The sequence below is a fragment of the Pseudomonas sp. s4 genome (assembly GCF_046764235.1).
Classification (GTDB): Bacteria; Pseudomonadota; Gammaproteobacteria; order Pseudomonadales; family Pseudomonadaceae; genus Aquipseudomonas; species Aquipseudomonas asiatica.
The window spans coordinates 3509454-3528027 of sequence record NZ_CP177209.1 but is presented as its reverse complement, the minus strand read 5'-3'; the positions used below and the strand labels follow the sequence as shown (position 1 = coordinate 3528027).

The following is an 18574-nucleotide window of genomic DNA, read 5'->3' as shown; positions in this document are numbered from 1 at the left end:
GACTAGGGAGGTGGCGTTTGGCATTCAATTTTTATATCTCTTTTTGTTAGATTTTTTTGTTATTTTATATCCTTTTGTTTTGTGACGTCTGGTCCATTTCACATTCACTTGCCAGGCTCCCGGCAGGCCATTCGATGACGAGAGCGTGCAGGGCCTTCGCACTCCGAGGTGCCTGTTCTGCGACCAGCGTGGCCCTTGGCCAGTGCAGGCAGCGTTTGCGGGTAGGCAGCAGCCGTGGGGTGGTGGCTACCCGACCAACAGCGCGCTTCCCTGCATGGCCGCGCTCGCGGATAATCCCCCTCATTCCAATAAACAGCCTGTGAGTGGGTATGAGTGATTCCGTAGTCAGCCTCGGCCAGCCTGAAACCGAAGGGGGGCGCAAGACGCGCAAGAACAACCCCGAGAAAACCCGCGAGGACATCCTCCAGGCCGCCATCAACGAGTTCGTCCAGCAAGGGCTGGCTGGTGCCCGCGTCGACGCCATCGCCGAGCGCACCGCCACCTCCAAGCGCATGATCTACTACTACTTCGGCAGCAAGGAGCAGCTGTACTGCGAGTGCCTGATCAAGCTGTACGGCGACATCCGCAAGACCGAACAAAGCCTGGACCTTGAGTCGCTGCCGGCCGAGCAGGCGATCCGCCGGCTGGTGGAGTTCACCTTCGATCACCACGACCGCAACGTCGATTTCGTGCGGATCATCTGCACCGAAAACATCCACTATGGCGAGTACGTCAAGCAGTCGCCGGCGATTCGCGAAATGAGCAGCCTGGTGCTCGAGGCTCTGGGCAATACCTTGCGCCGTGGGGTGCAGGAAGGTGTGTTCCGCACCGGCATCGAGGTCATCGACCTGCACATGCTGATGAGCTCGTTCTGCTTCTACCGGGTTTCGAACCGCCACACCTTTGGCGAGATCTTCCAGATCGACCTGTCCGATGAGCAGGTCAAGCTGCGTCACAAGGCCATGATCTGTGATGCTGTGTTGCGGTATATCCAGACCGAGCACCGCCCCTGAAAATTCTCCAGTGGCTGGGCCGGCTCCTTTGCCGGCAAGCCAGCCCACGGGTGCAAGAACTGGCTTGCCGGCGATGGACTGCGTAGCAGCCCCCGGCGATCAGCTCAATTCCAGCCAGATCGGCGCATGGTCCGACGGCTTTTCCATCCCGCGCAGTTCGTAGTCCACACCTGCATCCTTGATCCGCGGCACCAGGTGCTGGGAGGCCATGATCAGGTCGATGCGCAGGCCGCGTTTGGGCTCGTCCTCGAAACCGCGGCTGCGGTAGTCGAACCAGCTGAAGCGGTCGGCCACTTCCGGGTAAAGGTGGCGGAAACTGTCCACCAGGCCCCAGCCCTTCAAGCGCTCCATCCACTCGCGCTCTTCCGGCAGGAAACTGCACTTGCCAGTCTTGAGCCAGCGCTTGGCATTGTCCGGGCCGATGCCGATGTCGCAGTCCTGCGGCGAGATATTCATGTCGCCCATCACCAGCAGTGGCTGGTCGTTGCGGAACTGGCCCTCCAGCAGCGCCTGCAGGTCGCTGTAGAAGCGCTGCTTGGCCGGGAACTTGGTGGGGTGGTCGCGGCTTTCACCCTGAGGGAAATAGCCGTTCATGATGGTGATCGGGTTGCCATCGGCATCGGCGAAGGTGCCCCAGATGAAGCGGCGCTGAGCGTCTTCCTCATCGCTGGCAAAACCCTTGTGAAGGCTCAGCGGTGCCTGGCGGGACAGCAGGGCCACGCCATAGTGGCCTTTCTGGCCGTGGTAATGCACGTGGTAGCCCAGCGCCTGCACGTCGGCCAGCGGGAACTGATCGTCGCTGACCTTGGTTTCCTGCAGGCCGATCACGTCCGGCTGGTGCTTTTCGATCAGCGCCGCCAGCTGGTGCGGGCGGGCCCGCAGGCCGTTGATGTTGAAACAGACGATCTTCATGGAAAGATGATCCCGGTAAAAGGCGCGATGCTAGCCGACATCGCTTGCCATCACCAGCATGGCGGCTTCGGCAGCCTGCTGCTAACGTCCTTTCCAAGGCACCCATGAGCCCATTCCAGGAGGACTGCCCGCAATGCCCGAAACCACTGCCGCTCCGGCCCGTGTCTGCCTGCTCGATGACGGCTACAGTCGTGAGGCGCGTTCGCTTCTGTATAACGCCTACCGTCACGAACCTACCTTCGCCTATATCTTCGAGGCCCAGCGCCCAGGCTACGAGCGGCGTCTGCGGGTGATGGTGCGCGAGTGGGTACGCCAGCACTTCTACCTGCAACTGCCCGCCATCGGCCTGCTGGTGGAAGACCGCCTGATCGCCATGGCCCTGATCGTGCCGCCGATGCGCCGGCTGGGCGTAGCCGACAGCTGGGCCTGGCGCCTGCGCATGATAATGGGCACCGGCCTGCGCTGTACGCGCCGCTACATGGACTACCAGGCCGCCCTGGCCACCTGCCTGCCCACCGACGAGGTGCATGTGCTGCCGCTGCTGGGCGTGCACCCGCAGTTCCAGGGCAAGCACTACGGCGAGCAATTGTTACAAGCTGTGCATGACTGGTGTGCAGACGACCCTGGTACGCAGGGAGTGGTGCTGGACACCGGCAACGAGCACTACCTGGCCTTTTACCAGCGCCAGGGCTATGAGGAAATTGGCGAGGTGGCTGTAGGACCAATCCGTGAGAGGGTGTTCTTCCATCCCAACCCGGTCTCTTCCAATTCTGCTTTTGCCTGAGCGAACCGCGCGACGGCTCCCTTGAGCGCCCGGCTCTGGTAGCATGCGCCGCATGACGTATTCAGGAAGATTGACCTGGGGCCTGGTTATCTGGGTCGCCAGTTTCGCAGCATGGGGCCAGAGTGAGTTGCTGGTGAAGGTCAAACCGGCCAACAAGGCGCTCAAGGCCAATGTCGAAGGCTATATCGGTAACCTTGGCGACCGCGATGAAGAAGCGCTGCTGCGCTTCAGTCGCGGCGCCCAGGAGCAGGCGCGCAAAGCCGCGCAGGCACTTGGCTACTACCAGGCGCAGATCGACACAGAGGTCAAGCCCGCCAGCGAGGCTGACCGTTCCCCGCAACTGATCATCACCATCGACCCTGGCGAGCCGATTCGCCTGCGCAACGTGACCATACGCATCGAAGGCCCCGCCAGTGAGATGAAGGCTTTCCGCGTGCCCGACAGCAAGGCCCTGCGCACGGGTGAACAACTCAACCACGGCCATTACGAAGATGCCAAGCGGCTGATCCAGAACCAGGCATCGCGCTACGGCTTCTTCAGTGGGTGCTTCAGCCGCCAGCGCCTGGCGGTAGACCCCCAGGCCGGTGTGGCCGATATCGAACTGGTCTACCAGAGCGGCCCGCGCTATCACCTGGGCGCGGTCACCTTCGGTGGCGACACACCGATGGACGACGACCTGCTGCAGCGTATGGTCTCGTTCAAGCCGGGTACACCTTACGACTCGGAACTGATCGCCGAGCTGAACAATGACCTGCAATCGAGCGGCTACTTCGAAGGCGTGCGCGTGGATGCGGCGCCCACCGCCGCCGTGGGCGAAGAAATCCCCGTGGATGTCCGCCTGCAAACCCGCAAACCGCGCACCTTGGGCCTGGGCCTGGGCTTCTCGACCGACGTCGGGCCCCGCGGCAAGGCCAACTGGACCCGCCACTGGGTCAACCCGCAAGGCCATAGCTACGGCTGGGAAACCGAACTGTCGGCACCCCGGCAGAACGTCGGCCTTTGGTACGACATCCCCCTCGACCCGCCGCTGACCGACAAGTTGCGCTTTGCCGGCGGCTACCAGAACGAAGAGATTGCCGGCACCGACACCCTCAGCAAACTGCTGACGGTGGGCCCCGAGTGGCACAGCAAGCTGCCAAGCGGCTGGCAGCGGGTGATTTCCCTCAAGTACCAGCGCGAGGAGTACCGTCTGGGTGATGACTCCGGGCTGAGCAACCTGTTGATGCCGGGGGTGAGTTACTCCTTCCTGCGCAGTGACAACCGCATCGACCCGCATAACGGCTACCGCCTGCAGTTCGATGTACAGGTAGCCAAGGAAGGGCTGGTCTCGGACACCAACCTGCTGCATGGCAACGTGCTGCTCAAGGGCCTGACCACGCTTGGCCATGACCATCGCTTGCTCGGCCGGGTGCAGTTCGGTGGCAGCGCGACCAATGGCTTCAAGAACAACATCCCGCCGTCGCTGCGCTTCTTCGCCGGTGGCGACCAGAGCGTGCGTGGCTATGACTACCAGACCTTGTCGCCGAAGAACAGCGACGGCGACCGCATTGGTGGGCGCTACCTGGTCGCCGGCAGCGTCGAGTACCAGTATTCACTGACCGAGAAGTGGCGGCTGGCAACCTTCGTCGACCAGGGCAACTCGTTCAACGACCTGGAACTGCCAAGCCTCAAGACCGGTGTCGGTTTTGGCGTGCGCTGGGTGTCGCCGGTCGGGCCGCTGCGCCTGGACCTGGCCAAGGCGCTGGATGATGAAGGGGGAATTCGCCTGCACTTTTCCATGGGGCCTGAGCTGTGAAACGCGTGATCAAGTACATTCTGGCGGGCCTGCTGGGGGTAACCGCAAGCCTGGGCCTGGTACTCGGCCTGTTGCTGGGGACCGAAGCCGGCAGCCGCTGGGTGCTGGGCAAGGTGCCCGGGCTTGAGGTGGCTGATTTCCAGGGCCGCCTGGCCGGTAGCTGGCAAGCCAGCCGGCTTATCTGGGCCGATGCCGGCAGCACGGTAGATTTGCAGGCACCGCTGCTGGCCTGGTCGCCGGCATGCCTGCTGCGCTCTACCTTGTGCATTGACCAGTTGCAGGCGCAACGTATCGACATGGCCTTTGCGCCCAGCGCCGAATCGGCCGACAGTGGCCCGCTGCAGTTGCCGGCCCTGCGTTTGCCGCTGGCCATCGAACTGGGTGAGGTCAAGGTTGGCCAGTTGCGGCTGGATGGCAATGACCTGCTTGGCGACTTGCAACTGGCGGCGCACTGGACCAATGCCGGGCTGCGCGTCGACAGCCTGCAGCTGAAGCGTGACGACCTGCAATTGAACCTGCAAGGCAATCTGCAGCCCGAAGCTGACTGGCCGGTACAACTCCAGGCGCAGCTGCAACTGCCAACGGTAGACGGCAAACCCTGGCAGTTGGCGCTGACTGCCACTGGCGAGTTGCAGAAAACCCTGAAACTCGCCGGCACCAGCAGCGGTTACCTCGACGCCACGCTGAACGGGCAATTGCAGGCGTTGGCCGAGCACCTGCCGGCGACTTTGCAGATCCGCTCCGAGGCATTCAAGCCGGCCGCCTCGTTGCCCGACACCGTGCAGTTCAACCAGCTCAAGCTCGACGCCCGCGGCGACCTGCTCAAGGGCTATCAACTGTCGGGGTCGGCCAGCCTGCCAGCCGAGCAGTCGCCGATCGCCTTGCTGTTGTCCGGGCTGGTCGACAGCAAAGGCGCCAGGCTTGATGCCCTGGACCTGAGCGCCAGCGATACCCAGCGGGTCAAGATGCAAGCCACGGCTGACTGGCAGCAAGGCCTGGTCGCCGACGCCCAGTTGGACTGGCAGGACTTTCCGTGGCTGCGCCTGTATCCGCTGGAGACGCCCCCTGAGGTCACCCTCAAGCGGCTCATGGCCCAGGTGCATTATCGCGATGGCAACTACCAGGGCACCTTCAATGGCGACCTGGATGGCCCGGCTGGCGCGTTCAGCCTGGCCAGCCCCTTCGAAGGTGACCTGAGCCAGGTGAAGCTGCCGCAGTTGGCGCTGACCGCCGGGCAAGGCAAGGCTGCCGGCAGTGTCGCCGTGCGCTTTGCCGACACCTTGGCATGGGATGTCGACCTGCAGTTGTCGGCGCTCGACCCAGCCTATTGGCTGGCCGAGCTGCCGGGTACCCTGGCGGGGCCGCTGCGCAGCAAAGGCGAGATGAAAGGCGACGCCTTGAGCCTCGATGCCCAGCTAGACCTGAAAGGCCGCCTGCGCGGCCAGCCGGCAGTGCTCAAGGTCGAGGCCCAGGGGGCAGGGCAGAGCTGGACCTTGGGTACCCTGGCAGTCCAGCTGGGGGATAACCGCATCAATGGCAGTGGCAGCCTGCAGCAACGCCTGGCCGGGCGGCTCGACCTCGACCTGCCGCGCCTGGGCCAGTTGTGGCCAAGGTTGCAGGGCCAGGTCAAGGGCCGGCTTGACGTCGCCGGCACCTTGCAGGCCCCGCAAGGTACGCTGGCCCTGCAGGGCCAGCGGCTGGCCCAGGCGGAAAACCGCGTGCAGCAGCTGGACTTGGACGCCCGCCTGGACAACGCCCAGCGTGGCGTGATCGAACTGAAGGCCAGCGGCATTCACCTGGGTGACACGGCATTGGGCACCTTGCAGGCCAACGGCAAAGGCGACATTCGCCAGCAAGCCTTGACCCTGGCGCTGGACGGCCCGCAGCTCAAACTCGACCTCGGCCTGGATGGCCAGTTGAACAAGGGTGACTGGCGCGGGCGCCTGGCCAGTGGGCGGATCCAGGCCGGCGGCCAGGACTGGCGGCTGCAGGCACCGGCGCGCCTGCAGCGGCTGGCCAGCGGCCAGCTGGACTTTGCTGCGCACTGCTGGCGCTCCGGCCAGGCCAGCTTGTGCGGCGACGACCAGCGTCTGGCCCCCGAGCCACGCTTGCGCTACCACCTCAAGCAGTTCCCGCTGGACAGCCTGGCCCAGTGGCTGCCGAAGGACTTCGCCTGGCAGGGCCTGCTCAATGCCGACATCAATCTGGACATCCCGGCCAGCGGCCCCAAGGGCAACATCGTCGTCGACGCCAGTGGCGGTACCCTGCGCGTGCGCGACAAGGACCGCTGGGTCGACTTCCCGTACCAGGCCCTGCGCCTGGACAGCACGCTGGCGCCAAGGCGCATCGATACCCGCCTGGCGTTCCGCGGCGAGCGCCTGGGCGAGCTGAACGTCAACACCCGCCTGGATCCACTGGGCAGCAACAAACCGCTGTCGGGTGATTTCCAGCTGGCAGGCCTCGACCTTTCGGTGGCGCGCCCGTTCGTGCCGATGGTCGAGCGTCTGGCCGGGCAGCTCAATGGCAGTGGCAGGTTGTCGGGCACCTTGCTGGCGCCGCAGGTCAACGGCAACCTGATGCTCAGTGGCGGCGAAGTCAGTGGTGCCGAGCTGCCGGTCAGCCTCGAGGACCTGTCATTGCAGGCGTTGATTGCCGGCGAGCAGGTACAGCTCAACGGCGGCTGGCGCAGTGGCGAGGCGGGGCGTGGCCAGCTCAATGGCAACCTGACCTGGGGCCAGGCACTGGGCATGGACCTGCGTCTGCAGGGCCAGCAACTGCCCGTCACGGTCGAGCCCTATGCGACGCTGGAGGTCGCCCCAGACCTGACCTTGCGCCTGATCGACGACAAGCTGGCGGTGACCGGCAAGGTACAGGTGCCCAAGGGTGCGATCACTGTGCGCGAGCTGCCACCGTCCACCGTCAAGGTCTCGGATGACACGGTGATCGTCGGCCACCAGACCGAAGAGGGCAAACCGCCCATGGCGATGGCCATGGACATCGATGTCGAAGTGGGCCGCGACAAGCTTTCGTTCAGCGGCTTTGGTCTCACGGCCAACCTGCTCGGCCATGTGCACATCGGCGACAACCTCGACACCCGTGGCGAGCTGAACCTGGCCGATGGCCGCTACCGCGCCTACGGCCAGCGCCTGACCATCCGCCGTGCGCGGTTGTTGTTCGCAGGCCCGATCGACCAGCCATACCTGGACATTGAAGCGATCCGCAAGGTCGACGATGTGATTGCCGGTATCCGCCTGAGCGGCAGTGCCGAGCAGCCCACAAGCAAGGTGTTCTCGGAACCGGCCATGAGCCAGGAGCAGGCGCTGTCGTACCTGGTACTGGGGCGGCCGCTGGGCACGTCCGGTGAAGACAACAACATGCTCGCCGAGGCTGCCTTGGGCCTGGGCCTGGCGGGTAGCGCCGGCATCACCGGCAGCCTGGCCTCGAGCCTGGGCATCGACGACTTCCAGCTGGACACCGAAGGTTCGGGCAATACCACCAGCGTGGTCGCCAGCGGCAACCTCACCGAGAAACTGAGCCTGCGCTACGGGGTGGGGGTGTTCGAGCCCGCCAACACCATTGCATTGCGCTACAAGCTGAGCAAGAAGGTGTACCTCGAAGCTGCCAGCGGGCTGGCCAGTTCACTGGACATCTTCTACAAGCGCGACTTCTGAGCTGGCGCAGGGCGGCCGTCAACGGACAGTGGCCGCTTCGATGAACTCATTGGTATCGGGCGATGGCGGCGGGCTGGGGGCGCGTACCGGGATGATCAGGCTGGTGTATTCCTCGATCAACCGGTTGAGGGCTTCCGGCGGTTCGCTGGCCTGGAACTGCATGCGGATCTGCACTTCATCGGGGTCACGGCTGTCGCCCTGACGGCTTTGGCCGCCGATGGTGACCTTGAAGCTGGCCGCCTTGTTTTCACCTGCAGTCAGCAGTGCCTGCTGTGCTTCGGTGCCTTTGACCCTTACCGAAAGGTCGACCTGCATGCGCTCGAGGGCCAGGCCTTTTGGCGACACCAGCGCGAACAGCGGTACGCGCATGATGTGCTGGCCGTCCATGGCCACTTCGACCATTTTGGCTTTCATGGGCGCGCCCAACGCTTCGGTGTCGCATTCGAAGAACTGGTCGAACAGGTTGATGTACTGCTGCGCGATCAGGCTGTTGGTAGCACTGGCGGCTTCCTGCAGGCCACGGGTGATTTCGCGCAGGTCGATGGAAGTCATGGGGGCGGGGGATTTATCCAATGCTTCGACTCCTCAGGCCAGGTGGTGCCCCCCTGTTGCTGGTCAGGGGGGCTGTTCGGGGCAGGGAGGTGCGTCTCAAGAGGTGGCGGCGGCGAGGGCCGAAGCGCCGTCGGCGGCAGGGTTCTTCAAGGTATCGGCCTGGGAAATCAAGTCCTGGCTTTCCAGTGTGGCGGTTTTGACCACGGTCGGCTTTGTCGCGGCGTCGGTCAGGAAGTCGATCACCCGCATCATCGCTTCAGGCGGGTCCTGGCGCTTCAAGGTCGTGTTGAAGGCGTAGCGGGCGCGGGTGTCAGTCTTGCGGGTTTGCGTGGACTTGTGGCTGACGCTGCCTTTCACGTTGAGCCTGAACGGCCCCCAACCCAGCGAACCGCTTGCCTCGGCGCTCATGTCCTTGCTGGAAACGTCTTCCGACATCTGGTTGATGACCAGCTCGAACTCGACGTTGCCTTCTTCGATGGAGATGTTCGGGTGGGTGATGGCTGCCACCAGCGGCACTTTCATGGTCTTGCTGACCACGCCCTTGTACTCGCCTTGTTCGTCGACGATGGTTTCGTCGTAGTCGAACTGGATGGCCACGGCCTTGCCGTCCTGGACGCACACCTGCATCAGGAAGTCGGCGTAGGATTTGCTGGCGGTGACCTGGGCCTGGACCATGGCCTGCAGGGGGCCTGCGATCATGCGGTCCATCGGCAAGGCATTGATTACGGAACCGATGAGGCTGTTATCTATCGACATTGCTGGGTTCTCTTCTGGTTGGGTTCAAAACGTGGCCGTCAATGGTGGTGACGATGCCGGGGGCTTCAGCGCGCGCAAGGTTCTTGCCGGCGGATGTTGCCAATCTGGCGCAGGCTCAGGCCGTACTTGTCAGCGAGCAGGCTGCGTGACAGGCCGCTGGCGCTTTCCTTCTGGATCTGCAGGTTGCGCAACTGGCGCATGAAATGGTCAGCCTTGGGGATTTCCAGGGCGACACCGGCAAAGCGCTTGATCAGCGCGTCGAGCGCTTCGGGCGGCAGCACGTCGGCAAGCTTGGTGCGCTCGCGGTGCTTGGGGATGTACTTGGGCCTGCCGCCGTAGGCGCAGGTCAGCTGGTAGGCGTTGTCGATGCCGATGCAGTCGATCAGGGCCTGCAGCGAGTGGGGCAGTTGGCTGATATCGATGTGGCTCAAGTCTGGCATTTGCATATGGCGCTCCTTCGGGACGGATGGGCTGTGCTACCCGATCACCAGCGGCGTTATGTCGAAGGTGTGACTGGATTTTCTGTGACAGCCGAGGCATGTCGCTAGGCGGCATATGGGTTGGGGGTTGTAGCTTCCGCGAACAGGTTTTGCAGGCAGCGATATCCGGCGTTGTAGGACATGGCTTCAACATCTGGCTGTAGCGGGTGATTTCCCATCAGCTCACTCCTTGTGTTGCGCGCAGGGTGTGATAACCATCAATCACACGGATAGCTGCTCAACAGGCTGGCGCTGCGCAGGTAGGCCTGAGGGGAGTCGCGCATGCCTTGTGGCAGCGTGCGCCAATCGACCAGCAGGCACAGGGCATGCAGCGGCTGCCCGTCACGCTGGCCGATGACCTGGTCGGCAAAGCGGCGGCGATACAGTGCCTGGGTCTGCTGTTGCGCTTGTACCCGGTCGGCCTGGGCCAGGGTTTGCCGGGCCAGCTCTGGCAGTTGCGCCTGGGGGGCAGTGAAATGCACCGACGCACCTTTTGCCTGCAGGTAACCGGCCTGGCGCACGCGCTGCCACAGTTGTTGCCATTGGCTGGCGCCAGCTTGGGCAGCCAGTTCGCGGCCCAGTTCGAGCAGTTGCTCGGCCGAGGTCTGGCGGGTGTCCAGCGCATGAAGGGAAAAGGGGGTCAGCAATAGCGACGCGAACAGAAGGGGTTTGTACATGGTGCCTCCGGCGTGGGTGCTTGGGAGCCCCATGCTTTCAGGCAGGCGCCGACCCACCCAGCAGGAAATGCAGCGCCGGGGCCGGTGGCCGTTGTATCATTGCCGCGGCTCGTTGCGAGCCATTTGCCCCTGATGTTGCAAGGAACCTTCGATGACACACGTGCAGCGCCTCAAATACTCCCTTCTGATCATCCTGGTGGTACTGGGCCTGATGCTGGGCCTGTCCCACCTGCAGAAGCAGGGCACGATCAGTGAGCAGACCTTCCAGATGCTGGCCATCGCCATCGCCGTGGTGGTCGTGGTGATCAACGGCATCCTGCGGCGCAAGGTCAAACCCTGACTTTGGCTGGCCGGCCAGGTATGGCCGGCCATGCGCTCAGCGCAAAGGCGTTCGTTCCAGCACGGCGCGCGCCTGGGGGTCGAGGCTGTAGCATTTGTCGCTGCCCAGCTGGATGACGCCCTCGCTGCACAGCCGCTTGAGCACTTCGCGCACGCTGAGGAACGACAGCGGGATATCCAGCTGTTCCAGCTGCGCGTGCACGCCGCGCACGCCAATGCTGCGGCCATTGCGGTCGGCGGCGTGCAAGGCATCGATGACCTTGAGGCGGATCAGGCTGGTACGCAGGCCGAAACTGCGCAACAGCTCGCGGATCTGTTCGTTGCCGATGCGTTCGTCAGCAAAAACGTCCTGTTCCCTGGGCGCTTTGCCTGGGACGCGCCCAGCCTGGATCGAGGGTTGCGGGTTGTACATGTGAATGCTCCTTTTCGTGGACGAACCCGAAATTTGGGTGCCTCACTTACTAGGACGAATGAGAACGGAAAAACTGCAGCCCACTCGCAAAAAAAAATCTGGTTCTGTTCAAGACGTTCCATTGCCTTGTAATACGTAAAATTTTCATTTGGCCATTCGTCTGATCGGGATGATCCCCGAAGCCGAGGAGTGCCTGTGTTTCCACTTTCCCGTCCCATGACTTGCGCTGGCCTGGCCGCCGCCCTGGTAGCCTTCAGCGTTGGCGCAGTGCCGGTGCAGTCCGCCGCAGCCGATGCCAGTGCGCAGATTCGCCGAACCACTTACGGTGTGCCGCACATCGTGGCCAAGGACGAGCGCGGCCTGGGTTATGGCATCGGCTACGCCTACGCCCAGGACAACTTGTGCCTGCTGGCCAATGAAGTGCTGACCGTGAGTGGCGAGCGCTCACGCTACTTCGGTGCCAAGGGCAAGACCCTTGAGCAGCGTGACAACCTGGCCAGCGACGTATTCTTCACCTGGCTCAACACTCCGGCGGCAGTCGATGCGTTCTTGCAGGCGCAGCCGGCGCCGGTACGGGCGCTGCTGGCAGGCTATGCCAGCGGGTTCAACCGGGCGCTGGCCGAGCGCCGCAGCCAGGGGTTGCCCGCCGAATGTGGCACCGGCGAGTGGCTGCGGCCGATCAGCAGCGAGGACCTGGTCAGGCTGACCCGTCGGCTGCTCGCCGAAGGCGGTGTCGGGCAGTTCGTCGAAGCGCTGGCCGGGGCGCAACCGCCAACGCAGGCCAGCCAGCCGGCGCCGGCAGGGTTTGCCGCGGCGCTGGCCAGGCAACAGCGTTTTGCCACGGAGCGCGGTAGCAATGCGGTGGCTGTCGGGGCCCGGCGTTCGGCCAATGGCCGCGGTCTGTTGCTGGCCAACCCGCACTTCCCGTGGATGGGCGGCATGCGTTTCTACCAGATGCAACTGACCATTCCCGGCCAGCTCGATGTCATGGGGGCGGCATTGCCGGGCCTGCCGGTGGTCAACATCGGCTTCAACCAGCATCTGGCCTGGACGCACACCGTCGATACGTCGAATCACTTCACCCTGTACCGCCTGCAACTCGACCCCAAGGACCCGACCCGCTACCTGCTCGATGGCAAGTCGCTGCCGTTGGCCCGGCAAACCGTCAGTGTTGCGGTAAAGGCCGAGGATGGCAGCCTGAGCCAGGTGCAGCGCCAGGTCTACAGCTCGCAATTCGGCCCGGTGGTGCAATGGCCGGGGCGCCTGGACTGGGATGCACATGCTGCCTACAGCCTGCGCGACGCCAACCTCGAGAACACCCGGGTGTTGCAGCAGTGGTACCAGATCAACCGTGCCGACAGCCTGGCTACGTTGAAAGGCTCGATCGAACAGCTGCAGGGTATTCCCTGGGTCAACACGCTGGCGGTAGACCCGGCAGGCAAGGCCTTGTACCTGAACCAGTCAGTGGTGCCTTATGTGGATCAGCAACTGCTGAGTGCGTGCAGCAACCCGCAGGCGCAGGGGCGCCTGGTGGTACTGGATGGCTCACGCAGCGCGTGCCAGTGGAAGGTCGATGCGCAGGCCGCACAGCCTGGGATCTTCCCTGCGCGGCTGCTGCCGAGCCTGGAGCGCGAGGATTTCGTGCAGAACTCCAACGACCCGGCCTGGATGGCCAACCCGGCGCAGCCGCTGACCGGTTATTCGCCGCTGGTCAGCCGCAGTGACCAGCCGCTGGGCATGCGTGGCCGCTTTGCCCTGCAACGCCTGCAGGGTACGGCCCGCCTGGGCGCTGACGACCTGCAGCGCATGGTGACCGATGACGAGGTCTACCTGGCCAGCCTGCTGCTGCCTGACCTGCTGCAGTGGTGCAAGGGCGCCGAGGCGGATGTGCGGGCCGTATGCAGCAGCCTGGCGGCCTGGAATGGCAAGGCTGACCTGGACAGTGGCATTGGGCTGATACATTTCCAGAACCTGTACGATGCCCTGGCCGAGCACCCGCAAAGCTGGCGGGTGGCCTTTGACCCTGCCGATCCGCAGCACACCCCGCGCGGGTTGGCGGTCGAGCAGGCGGCCGTGCGCAAGCTGTTGCATCAGGCCGCATTGGCGTCGCTCGAGCAGGTGCGTGACAGCGGTATGGCAGGGGAGGTGCGTTGGGGGCAGGTGCAACAGGCGGGCGATGGTACGCCGGTGCCGGGTGGCCCGCAGGCGTTGGGCGTGTACAACGCGATCTACAGTGTGCCGCATGGGCAGGGCAAGCGGTTGGTGGTCAGTGGTACCAGCTACCTGCAACTGGTCAGTTTTACCGACCAGGGGCCAGAGGCCCGTGGGCTGCTGGCGTTTTCCCAGTCCAGTGAAGCGGCTTCGGTGCATGCCAGTGACCAGACCAAGGCGTTTGCAGCCGGGCAACTGGCGGTGATTCCATTTACCGAGGCGCAGATCAAGGCTGACCCGGAGTACCGGGAAGTGGTGATCAGTGAGGGGGACAAGGGGGCGGTGGTCCAGCAGTAGGGCATACCGGCCTCATCGCGGGCTCGCCCGCTCCCACAGGTACCGCACCGCTTGTAGCCCTGGTGCAGTACCTGTGGGAGCGGGCATGCCCGCGAAGAAGGTGCCTCGGTCGGTCAGGAAAACTCGAACGGCGCCAGCTGAAAGCCTTGCTCGTCAACCTGCAAGGCCCAGCCTCGGCGGTCCCAGTCGCCCAGCACGATACGCCGTGCCGGTTGCCCGTCGACCACCAGCTTGTGTATCGCCGGCCGATGGGTATGCCCATGCACCAAGGTACGTACACCATGCGCCGCCATTACCTTCGGCACTTCCTCTGGCGTGACATCGACGATCTCGGTGGACTTCATCCGCGTTTGCGAGCGGCTTTCGCTGCGTAGCTTGCGTGCCAGCTTGTAGCGGGCCGACAGCGGCAGGTGCCGCAACACCCACAGGCTCAGCGGGTTGCGCAGCAAGCGGCGCATTTTCATGTAGGCCAGGTCGCGGGTGCACAAGGTATCGCCATGCATCAGCAGCACCTGCTCGCCACCCAGCTCGATCACGCTGGGGTCGTGCAGCAACGTGCAGCCCGCAGCGTCGCAGAAGGCTTGGCCGATCAGGAAATCACGGTTGCCATGCATCAGGTAGATGGCCGTGCCGCTGTCGCTCAGCCGACGCATGGCCTGGCAGACCGACTGCTGGAAGGGCGTCATGGCATCGTCGCCGATCCAGGCTTCGAAAAAGTCGCCAAGGATGTACAACGCCTTGGCGTGGCGGGCACGGCCATCGAGCAGATCAAGAAACGCCCGGGTAATGTCCGGGCGTTCTTCTTGCAAGTGCAGATCGGAGATCAGCAGGATCACTCAACGATCTCGGCTTTCTCGATGATCACGTCGTCCTTCGGCACGTCCTGGTGGCCAGCCTTGGAACCGGTGGCGACCTTTTCGATGGCGTCGACGATTTCACGGCCTTCGATCACTTCGCCGAATACCGCGTAGCCCCAGCCCTGAACGTTCTTGCCGCTGTGGTTGAGGAAGTCGTTGTCGGACGAGTTGATGAAGAACTGCGCCGAGGCGGAGTGCGGCTCCATGGTACGGGCCATGGCGATGCTGTACTTCTTGTTCTTCAGGCCGTTGTCGGCTTCGTTCTGGATGCTGGCGCGGGTCTTCTTCTGGCTCATGCCAGGCTCGAAGCCGCCGCCCTGGATCATGAAGCCCTTGATCACGCGGTGGAACACGGTGCCATTGTAGTGGCCGTCCTTGACGTACTGAACGAAGTTTTCGGTAGTCAGCGGCGCTTTCTCGGCGTCCAGTTGCAGGACGATGTCGCCGTGGTTGGTGCTCAGTTTGACTTTGGACATGCTGAAACTCGCTCTTTCAAGGCAATCGGAATTAGGGTGCGCAGGGCGCGGGTCATCACCTGACGCAGGATCAGGCGATCGCGACACATGGCGCGCACTGGCCATTTTGCCAGGCTGCGGCAAAAAGCCGTGATAAATCACGCCAGTTTGTCCGGGCCCGACTGTCAGCAGCTTGACTGCTTCGGCTATGATAGGCCCTTTGATTCAATCGGCCTACCCAGGCCGGACACGTGCATTCAAGGATCCTATGAGCAAGCCCACTGCCGACAACGCGCCCAACGCCGCTGCCAAAGGCGCCCCCGCTGTCCCTGCGAATTTCCTGCGGCCGATCATCCAGGCCGACCTGGACTCGGGCAAGCACAGCAGCATCGTCACCCGTTTCCCGCCGGAGCCCAATGGCTACCTGCACATCGGTCACGCCAAGTCGATCTGCGTCAACTTCGGCCTGGCCAAGGAATTCGGGGGCGTCTGCCACCTGCGTTTCGACGATACCAACCCGGCCAAGGAAGACCAGGAGTACATCGACGCCATCCAGAGCGATGTCAAGTGGCTGGGCTTCGACTGGGCCGGCGATGTGCGCTACGCCTCCGACTACTTTGACCAGCTGCACGACTGGGCGGTCGAGCTGATCAAGCGTGGCAAGGCCTACGTCTGCGACCTTACCCCCGAGCAAGCCAAGGAATACCGTGGCAACCTCAAGGAGCCGGGCAAGAACAGCCCGTTCCGCGAGCGCAGCGTTGACGAGAACCTCGACCTGTTCGCGCGCATGAAGGCCGGCGAGTTCAAGGATGGCGAGCGCGTGCTGCGGGCCAAGATCGACATGGCCTCGCCGAACATGAACCTGCGTGACCCGATCCTGTACCGTATCCGCCATGCCCACCACCACCAGACCGGTGACAAGTGGTGCATCTACCCGAACTACGACTTCACCCACGGCCAGTCGGACGCCATCGAGGGCATCACCCATTCGATCTGCACCCTGGAGTTCGAAGGCCATCGTCCGCTGTACGACTGGTTCCTCGACAACCTGCCGGTGCCGGCGCACCCGCGCCAGTACGAGTTCAGCCGCCTGAACCTGAACTACACCATCACGTCCAAGCGCAAGCTCAAGCAGCTGGTCGACGAAAAGCACGTCGAAGGCTGGGACGACCCACGCATGTCGACCCTGTCCGGCTTCCGTCGCCGTGGCTACACCCCGGCTTCGATCCGCAACTTCTGCGAAATGATCGGCACCAACCGTTCCGACGGCGTGGTCGACATGTCGATGCTCGAGTTCAGCATTCGTGACGACCTGGACCGCACCGCACCGCGCGCCATGTGCGTGCTGCGCCCGCTGAAGGTGGTCATAACCAACTATCCGGAAGGCCAGGTCGAGCAGCTCGAACTGCCGCGCCACCCGAAGGAAGACATGGGCGTGCGCGTGCTGCCGTTCTCCCGTGAACTGTACATCGACCGCGACGACTTCATGGAAGAGCCGCCGAAGGGCTACAAGCGCCTGGAACCGGCCGGTGAAGTGCGCCTGCGCGGCAGCTACGTGATCCGCGCCGACGAGGCGATCAAGGATGCCGACGGCAACATCGTCGAGCTGCGCTGCTCGTACGACCCGGACACCCTGGGCAAGAACCCGGAAGGCCGCAAGGTCAAGGGCGTGATCCACTGGGTACCGGCCGAGGGCAGCATCGAGTGCGAAGTGCGCCTGTACGACCGCCTGTTCCGCTCGCCGAACCCGGAAAAGACCGAGGAGGGCGGCAGCTTCCTGGACAACATCAACCCAGGCTCGCTGCAGGTGCTCAGCGGCTGCCGCGCCGAGCCGTCGCTGGCCCAGGCGCAGCCCGAGGACCGTTTCCAGTTCGAACGCGAAGGCTACTTCTGCGCCGACCTGAAGGACAGCCAGCCGGGCCGCCCGGTGTTCAACCGCACTGTCACCCTGCGTGACTCCTGGGGCAGCTGAGGAACCGCCGTGCTTACCATCTACAACACGCTGAGCAAAACGAAGGAAACCTTCAAGCCGCTGGATGGCAACAAGGTGCGCATGTACGTGTGCGGCATGACCGTGTACGACTACTGCCACCTGGGCCATGGCCGCAGCATGGTGGCCTTCGACCTGGTCACCCGCTGGCTGCGCAAGAGCGGCTACGAGCTGACCTACGTGCGCAACATCACCGACATCGATGACAAGATCATCAACCGGGCCAACGAGAACGGCGAAAGCTTCGATGCCCTGACCGCCCGCATGATCGACGCGATGCACGAAGACGAGCGCCGCCTGAACATCCTGCCGCCGGACCAGGAGCCGCGTGCCACCGACCATATCGCCGGCATGCACGCGATGATCCAGACCCTGATCGACAAGGGTTATGCCTATGCCCCGGGCAATGGTGACGTGTACTACCGCGTCGGCAAGTTCGTCGGCTACGGCAAGCTGTCGCGCAAGAAGATCGAAGACCTGCGCATCGGTGCCCGTATCGAGGTCGACGAAGCCAAGCAGGACCCGCTGGACTTCGTGCTGTGGAAGGGCGTCAAGCCGGGCGAGCCGAGCTGGGAGTCGCCATGGGGCCCGGGGCGTCCGGGCTGGCACATCGAGTGCTCGGTGATGTCCACCTGCTGCCTGGGTGAAAGCTTCGACATCCACGGCGGCGGTAGCGACCTGGAGTTCCCGCACCACGAGAACGAGATCGCCCAGAGCGAGGCGGCCACCGGCAAGCAGTACGCAAACGCCTGGATGCACTGCGGCATGATTCGTATCAATGGCGAGAAGATGTCCAAGTCGTTGAACAACTTCTTCACCATTCGCGACGTGCTCGAGAAGTATCACCCGGAAGTGGTGCGCTACCTGCTGGTGGCCAGCCACTACCGCAGCGCGATCAACTACTCGGAAGACAGCCTGCGCGACGCCAAGGGCGCGCTGGAGCGCTTCTACCACGCCCTGCGTGGCTTGCCACGGGTGGCGGCCAAGGGTGGCGAAGAGTTTGTCGAGCGCTTCAGCGTGGCCATGAACGACGACTTCGGCACCCCCGAAGCCTGCGCCGTGCTGTTCGACCTGGTGCGCGAGATCAACCGCCTGCGCGAAAGCGACGTGGAGGCTGCTGCCGGCCTGGCAGGTCGCCTGCGCGAGCTGGGTGACGTGCTGGGTGTGCTGCAGCTGGAAGCCGATGACTTCCTGCGTGCAGGGGCCGAAGGCAAGGTTGATTCGGCCGAAGTTGAAAGCTTGATCCAGGCTCGCCTGCAGGCGCGAGCGGACAAGAACTGGGCCGAGTCCGACCGCATTCGCGACCAGCTGACCGCCATGGGTGTGGTGCTGGAAGACGGCAAGGGTGGGACTACCTGGCGTCTGGCCGACTGA

The 18574-nt window shown here is 63.7% G+C and carries 16 protein-coding genes; 8 read left to right on the top strand and 8 right to left on the bottom strand.

Annotated elements, in window-relative coordinates; genetic code table 11:
• The first annotated feature begins 329 nt into the window (after window positions 1-329).
• Window positions 330-1013: a TetR/AcrR family transcriptional regulator gene (locus tag ACK56M_RS16440; protein WP_015270640.1), complete on the top strand. Its 684-nt coding sequence runs from the start codon at window positions 330-332 to the stop codon at window positions 1011-1013.
• A 99-nt stretch (window positions 1014-1112) separates the two neighbouring features.
• On the opposite strand, the gene xthA is transcribed toward ACK56M_RS16440, so the two are convergent.
• Window positions 1113-1925 (bottom strand): exodeoxyribonuclease III, encoded by an 813-nt coding sequence (gene xthA, locus ACK56M_RS16435; protein WP_013972920.1) that lies wholly within the window; start codon window positions 1923-1925, stop codon window positions 1113-1115.
• A 133-nt stretch (window positions 1926-2058) separates the two neighbouring features.
• Between xthA and ACK56M_RS16430 the strand changes: the two genes are divergently transcribed.
• The 3 genes from ACK56M_RS16430 to ACK56M_RS16420 are packed head-to-tail and all read left to right on the top strand — an operon-like array spanning window position 2059 to window position 8175.
• On the top strand, window positions 2059-2709 hold the full coding sequence (locus ACK56M_RS16430; RefSeq protein ID WP_013972919.1) for a GNAT family N-acetyltransferase: 651 nt from the start codon (window positions 2059-2061) through the stop codon (window positions 2707-2709).
• 52 nt (window positions 2710-2761) lie between these two features.
• The gene (locus ACK56M_RS16425; RefSeq protein ID WP_411959624.1) at window positions 2762-4504 is read left to right on the top strand and encodes an autotransporter assembly complex protein TamA; all 1743 of its coding nucleotides are present in this window, start codon (window positions 2762-2764) and stop codon (window positions 4502-4504) included.
• Window positions 4501-8175 carry a translocation/assembly module TamB domain-containing protein gene (locus ACK56M_RS16420; RefSeq protein WP_054573527.1) on the top strand — a complete coding sequence of 1225 codons (3675 nt, stop codon included), beginning with the start codon at window positions 4501-4503 and terminating at the stop codon, window positions 8173-8175. Before ACK56M_RS16425 ends, ACK56M_RS16420 begins: the two co-directional genes overlap by 4 nt.
• Before the next feature lie 18 nt (window positions 8176-8193).
• Here ACK56M_RS16420 and ACK56M_RS16415 read toward each other — a convergent pair whose 3' ends face one another.
• The 4 genes from ACK56M_RS16415 to ACK56M_RS16400 form a co-directional block, all read right to left on the bottom strand.
• Window positions 8194-8748 (bottom strand): DUF2589 domain-containing protein, encoded by a 555-nt coding sequence (locus ACK56M_RS16415; RefSeq protein WP_054573526.1) that lies wholly within the window; start codon window positions 8746-8748, stop codon window positions 8194-8196.
• Between the two features lie 75 nt (window positions 8749-8823).
• Window positions 8824-9483, bottom strand: coding sequence for a DUF2589 domain-containing protein (locus tag ACK56M_RS16410; protein ID WP_015270636.1), 660 nt, complete (start codon window positions 9481-9483; stop codon window positions 8824-8826).
• 65 nt (window positions 9484-9548) lie between these two features.
• Window positions 9549-9929 carry a Mor transcription activator family protein gene (locus ACK56M_RS16405; protein ID WP_015270635.1) on the bottom strand — a complete coding sequence of 127 codons (381 nt, stop codon included), beginning with the start codon at window positions 9927-9929 and terminating at the stop codon, window positions 9549-9551.
• A gap of 251 nt (window positions 9930-10180) precedes the next feature.
• Complete coding sequence (locus ACK56M_RS16400; protein WP_015270634.1) at window positions 10181-10639, bottom strand: hypothetical protein; 459 nt, start codon at window positions 10637-10639, stop codon at window positions 10181-10183.
• 151 nt (window positions 10640-10790) lie between these two features.
• Here ACK56M_RS16400 and ACK56M_RS16395 point away from each other — a divergent pair, with 151 nt between their 5' ends.
• Window positions 10791-10979 carry a hypothetical protein gene (locus tag ACK56M_RS16395; RefSeq protein WP_003248064.1) on the top strand — a complete coding sequence of 63 codons (189 nt, stop codon included), beginning with the start codon at window positions 10791-10793 and terminating at the stop codon, window positions 10977-10979.
• A 36-nt stretch (window positions 10980-11015) separates the two neighbouring features.
• Here the strand turns inward: ACK56M_RS16395 and ACK56M_RS16390 are convergent, their stop codons facing one another.
• Window positions 11016-11390 carry a fe2+ zn2+ uptake regulation protein gene (locus ACK56M_RS16390; RefSeq protein WP_023661040.1) on the bottom strand — a complete coding sequence of 125 codons (375 nt, stop codon included), beginning with the start codon at window positions 11388-11390 and terminating at the stop codon, window positions 11016-11018.
• 195 nt (window positions 11391-11585) lie between these two features.
• Here ACK56M_RS16390 and ACK56M_RS16385 point away from each other — a divergent pair, with 195 nt between their 5' ends.
• Window positions 11586-13898, top strand: a complete 2313-nt coding sequence (locus ACK56M_RS16385) for an acylase (protein ID WP_100413551.1) — start codon at window positions 11586-11588, stop codon at window positions 13896-13898.
• A 113-nt stretch (window positions 13899-14011) separates the two neighbouring features.
• Here the strand turns inward: ACK56M_RS16385 and ACK56M_RS16380 are convergent, their stop codons facing one another.
• On the bottom strand, window positions 14012-14734 hold the full coding sequence (locus ACK56M_RS16380) for a UDP-2,3-diacylglucosamine diphosphatase (protein ID WP_013972909.1): 723 nt from the start codon (window positions 14732-14734) through the stop codon (window positions 14012-14014).
• Window positions 14731-15231: a peptidylprolyl isomerase gene (locus ACK56M_RS16375; protein WP_003259195.1), complete on the bottom strand. Its 501-nt coding sequence runs from the start codon at window positions 15229-15231 to the stop codon at window positions 14731-14733. Before ACK56M_RS16375 ends, ACK56M_RS16380 begins: the two co-directional genes overlap by 4 nt.
• A 247-nt stretch (window positions 15232-15478) precedes the next feature.
• Between ACK56M_RS16375 and ACK56M_RS16370 the strand changes: the two genes are divergently transcribed.
• Window positions 15479-17182 carry a glutamine--tRNA ligase/YqeY domain fusion protein gene (locus ACK56M_RS16370; protein WP_015270632.1) on the top strand — a complete coding sequence of 568 codons (1704 nt, stop codon included), beginning with the start codon at window positions 15479-15481 and terminating at the stop codon, window positions 17180-17182.
• Between the two features lie 9 nt (window positions 17183-17191).
• Complete coding sequence (gene cysS / locus ACK56M_RS16365; RefSeq protein ID WP_191472595.1) at window positions 17192-18574, top strand: cysteine--tRNA ligase; 1383 nt, start codon at window positions 17192-17194, stop codon at window positions 18572-18574.

Coding starts and splice junctions, on each gene's coding strand:
- ACK56M_RS16440 (WP_015270640.1), top strand. CDS start 330: ATGAGTGATTCCGTAGTCAGCCTCGGCCAGCCTGAAACCGAAGGGGGG.
- xthA (WP_013972920.1), bottom strand. CDS start 1,925: ATGAAGATCGTCTGTTTCAACATCAACGGCCTGCGGGCCCGCCCGCAC.
- ACK56M_RS16430 (WP_013972919.1), top strand. CDS start 2,059: ATGCCCGAAACCACTGCCGCTCCGGCCCGTGTCTGCCTGCTCGATGAC.
- ACK56M_RS16425 (WP_411959624.1), top strand. CDS start 2,762: ATGACGTATTCAGGAAGATTGACCTGGGGCCTGGTTATCTGGGTCGCC.
- ACK56M_RS16410 (WP_015270636.1), bottom strand. CDS start 9,483: ATGTCGATAGATAACAGCCTCATCGGTTCCGTAATCAATGCCTTGCCG.
- ACK56M_RS16405 (WP_015270635.1), bottom strand. CDS start 9,929: ATGCAAATGCCAGACTTGAGCCACATCGATATCAGCCAACTGCCCCAC.
- ACK56M_RS16400 (WP_015270634.1), bottom strand. CDS start 10,639: ATGTACAAACCCCTTCTGTTCGCGTCGCTATTGCTGACCCCCTTTTCC.
- ACK56M_RS16395 (WP_003248064.1), top strand. CDS start 10,791: ATGACACACGTGCAGCGCCTCAAATACTCCCTTCTGATCATCCTGGTG.
- ACK56M_RS16390 (WP_023661040.1), bottom strand. CDS start 11,390: ATGTACAACCCGCAACCCTCGATCCAGGCTGGGCGCGTCCCAGGCAAA.
- ACK56M_RS16375 (WP_003259195.1), bottom strand. CDS start 15,231: ATGTCCAAAGTCAAACTGAGCACCAACCACGGCGACATCGTCCTGCAA.
- ACK56M_RS16370 (WP_015270632.1), top strand. CDS start 15,479: ATGAGCAAGCCCACTGCCGACAACGCGCCCAACGCCGCTGCCAAAGGC.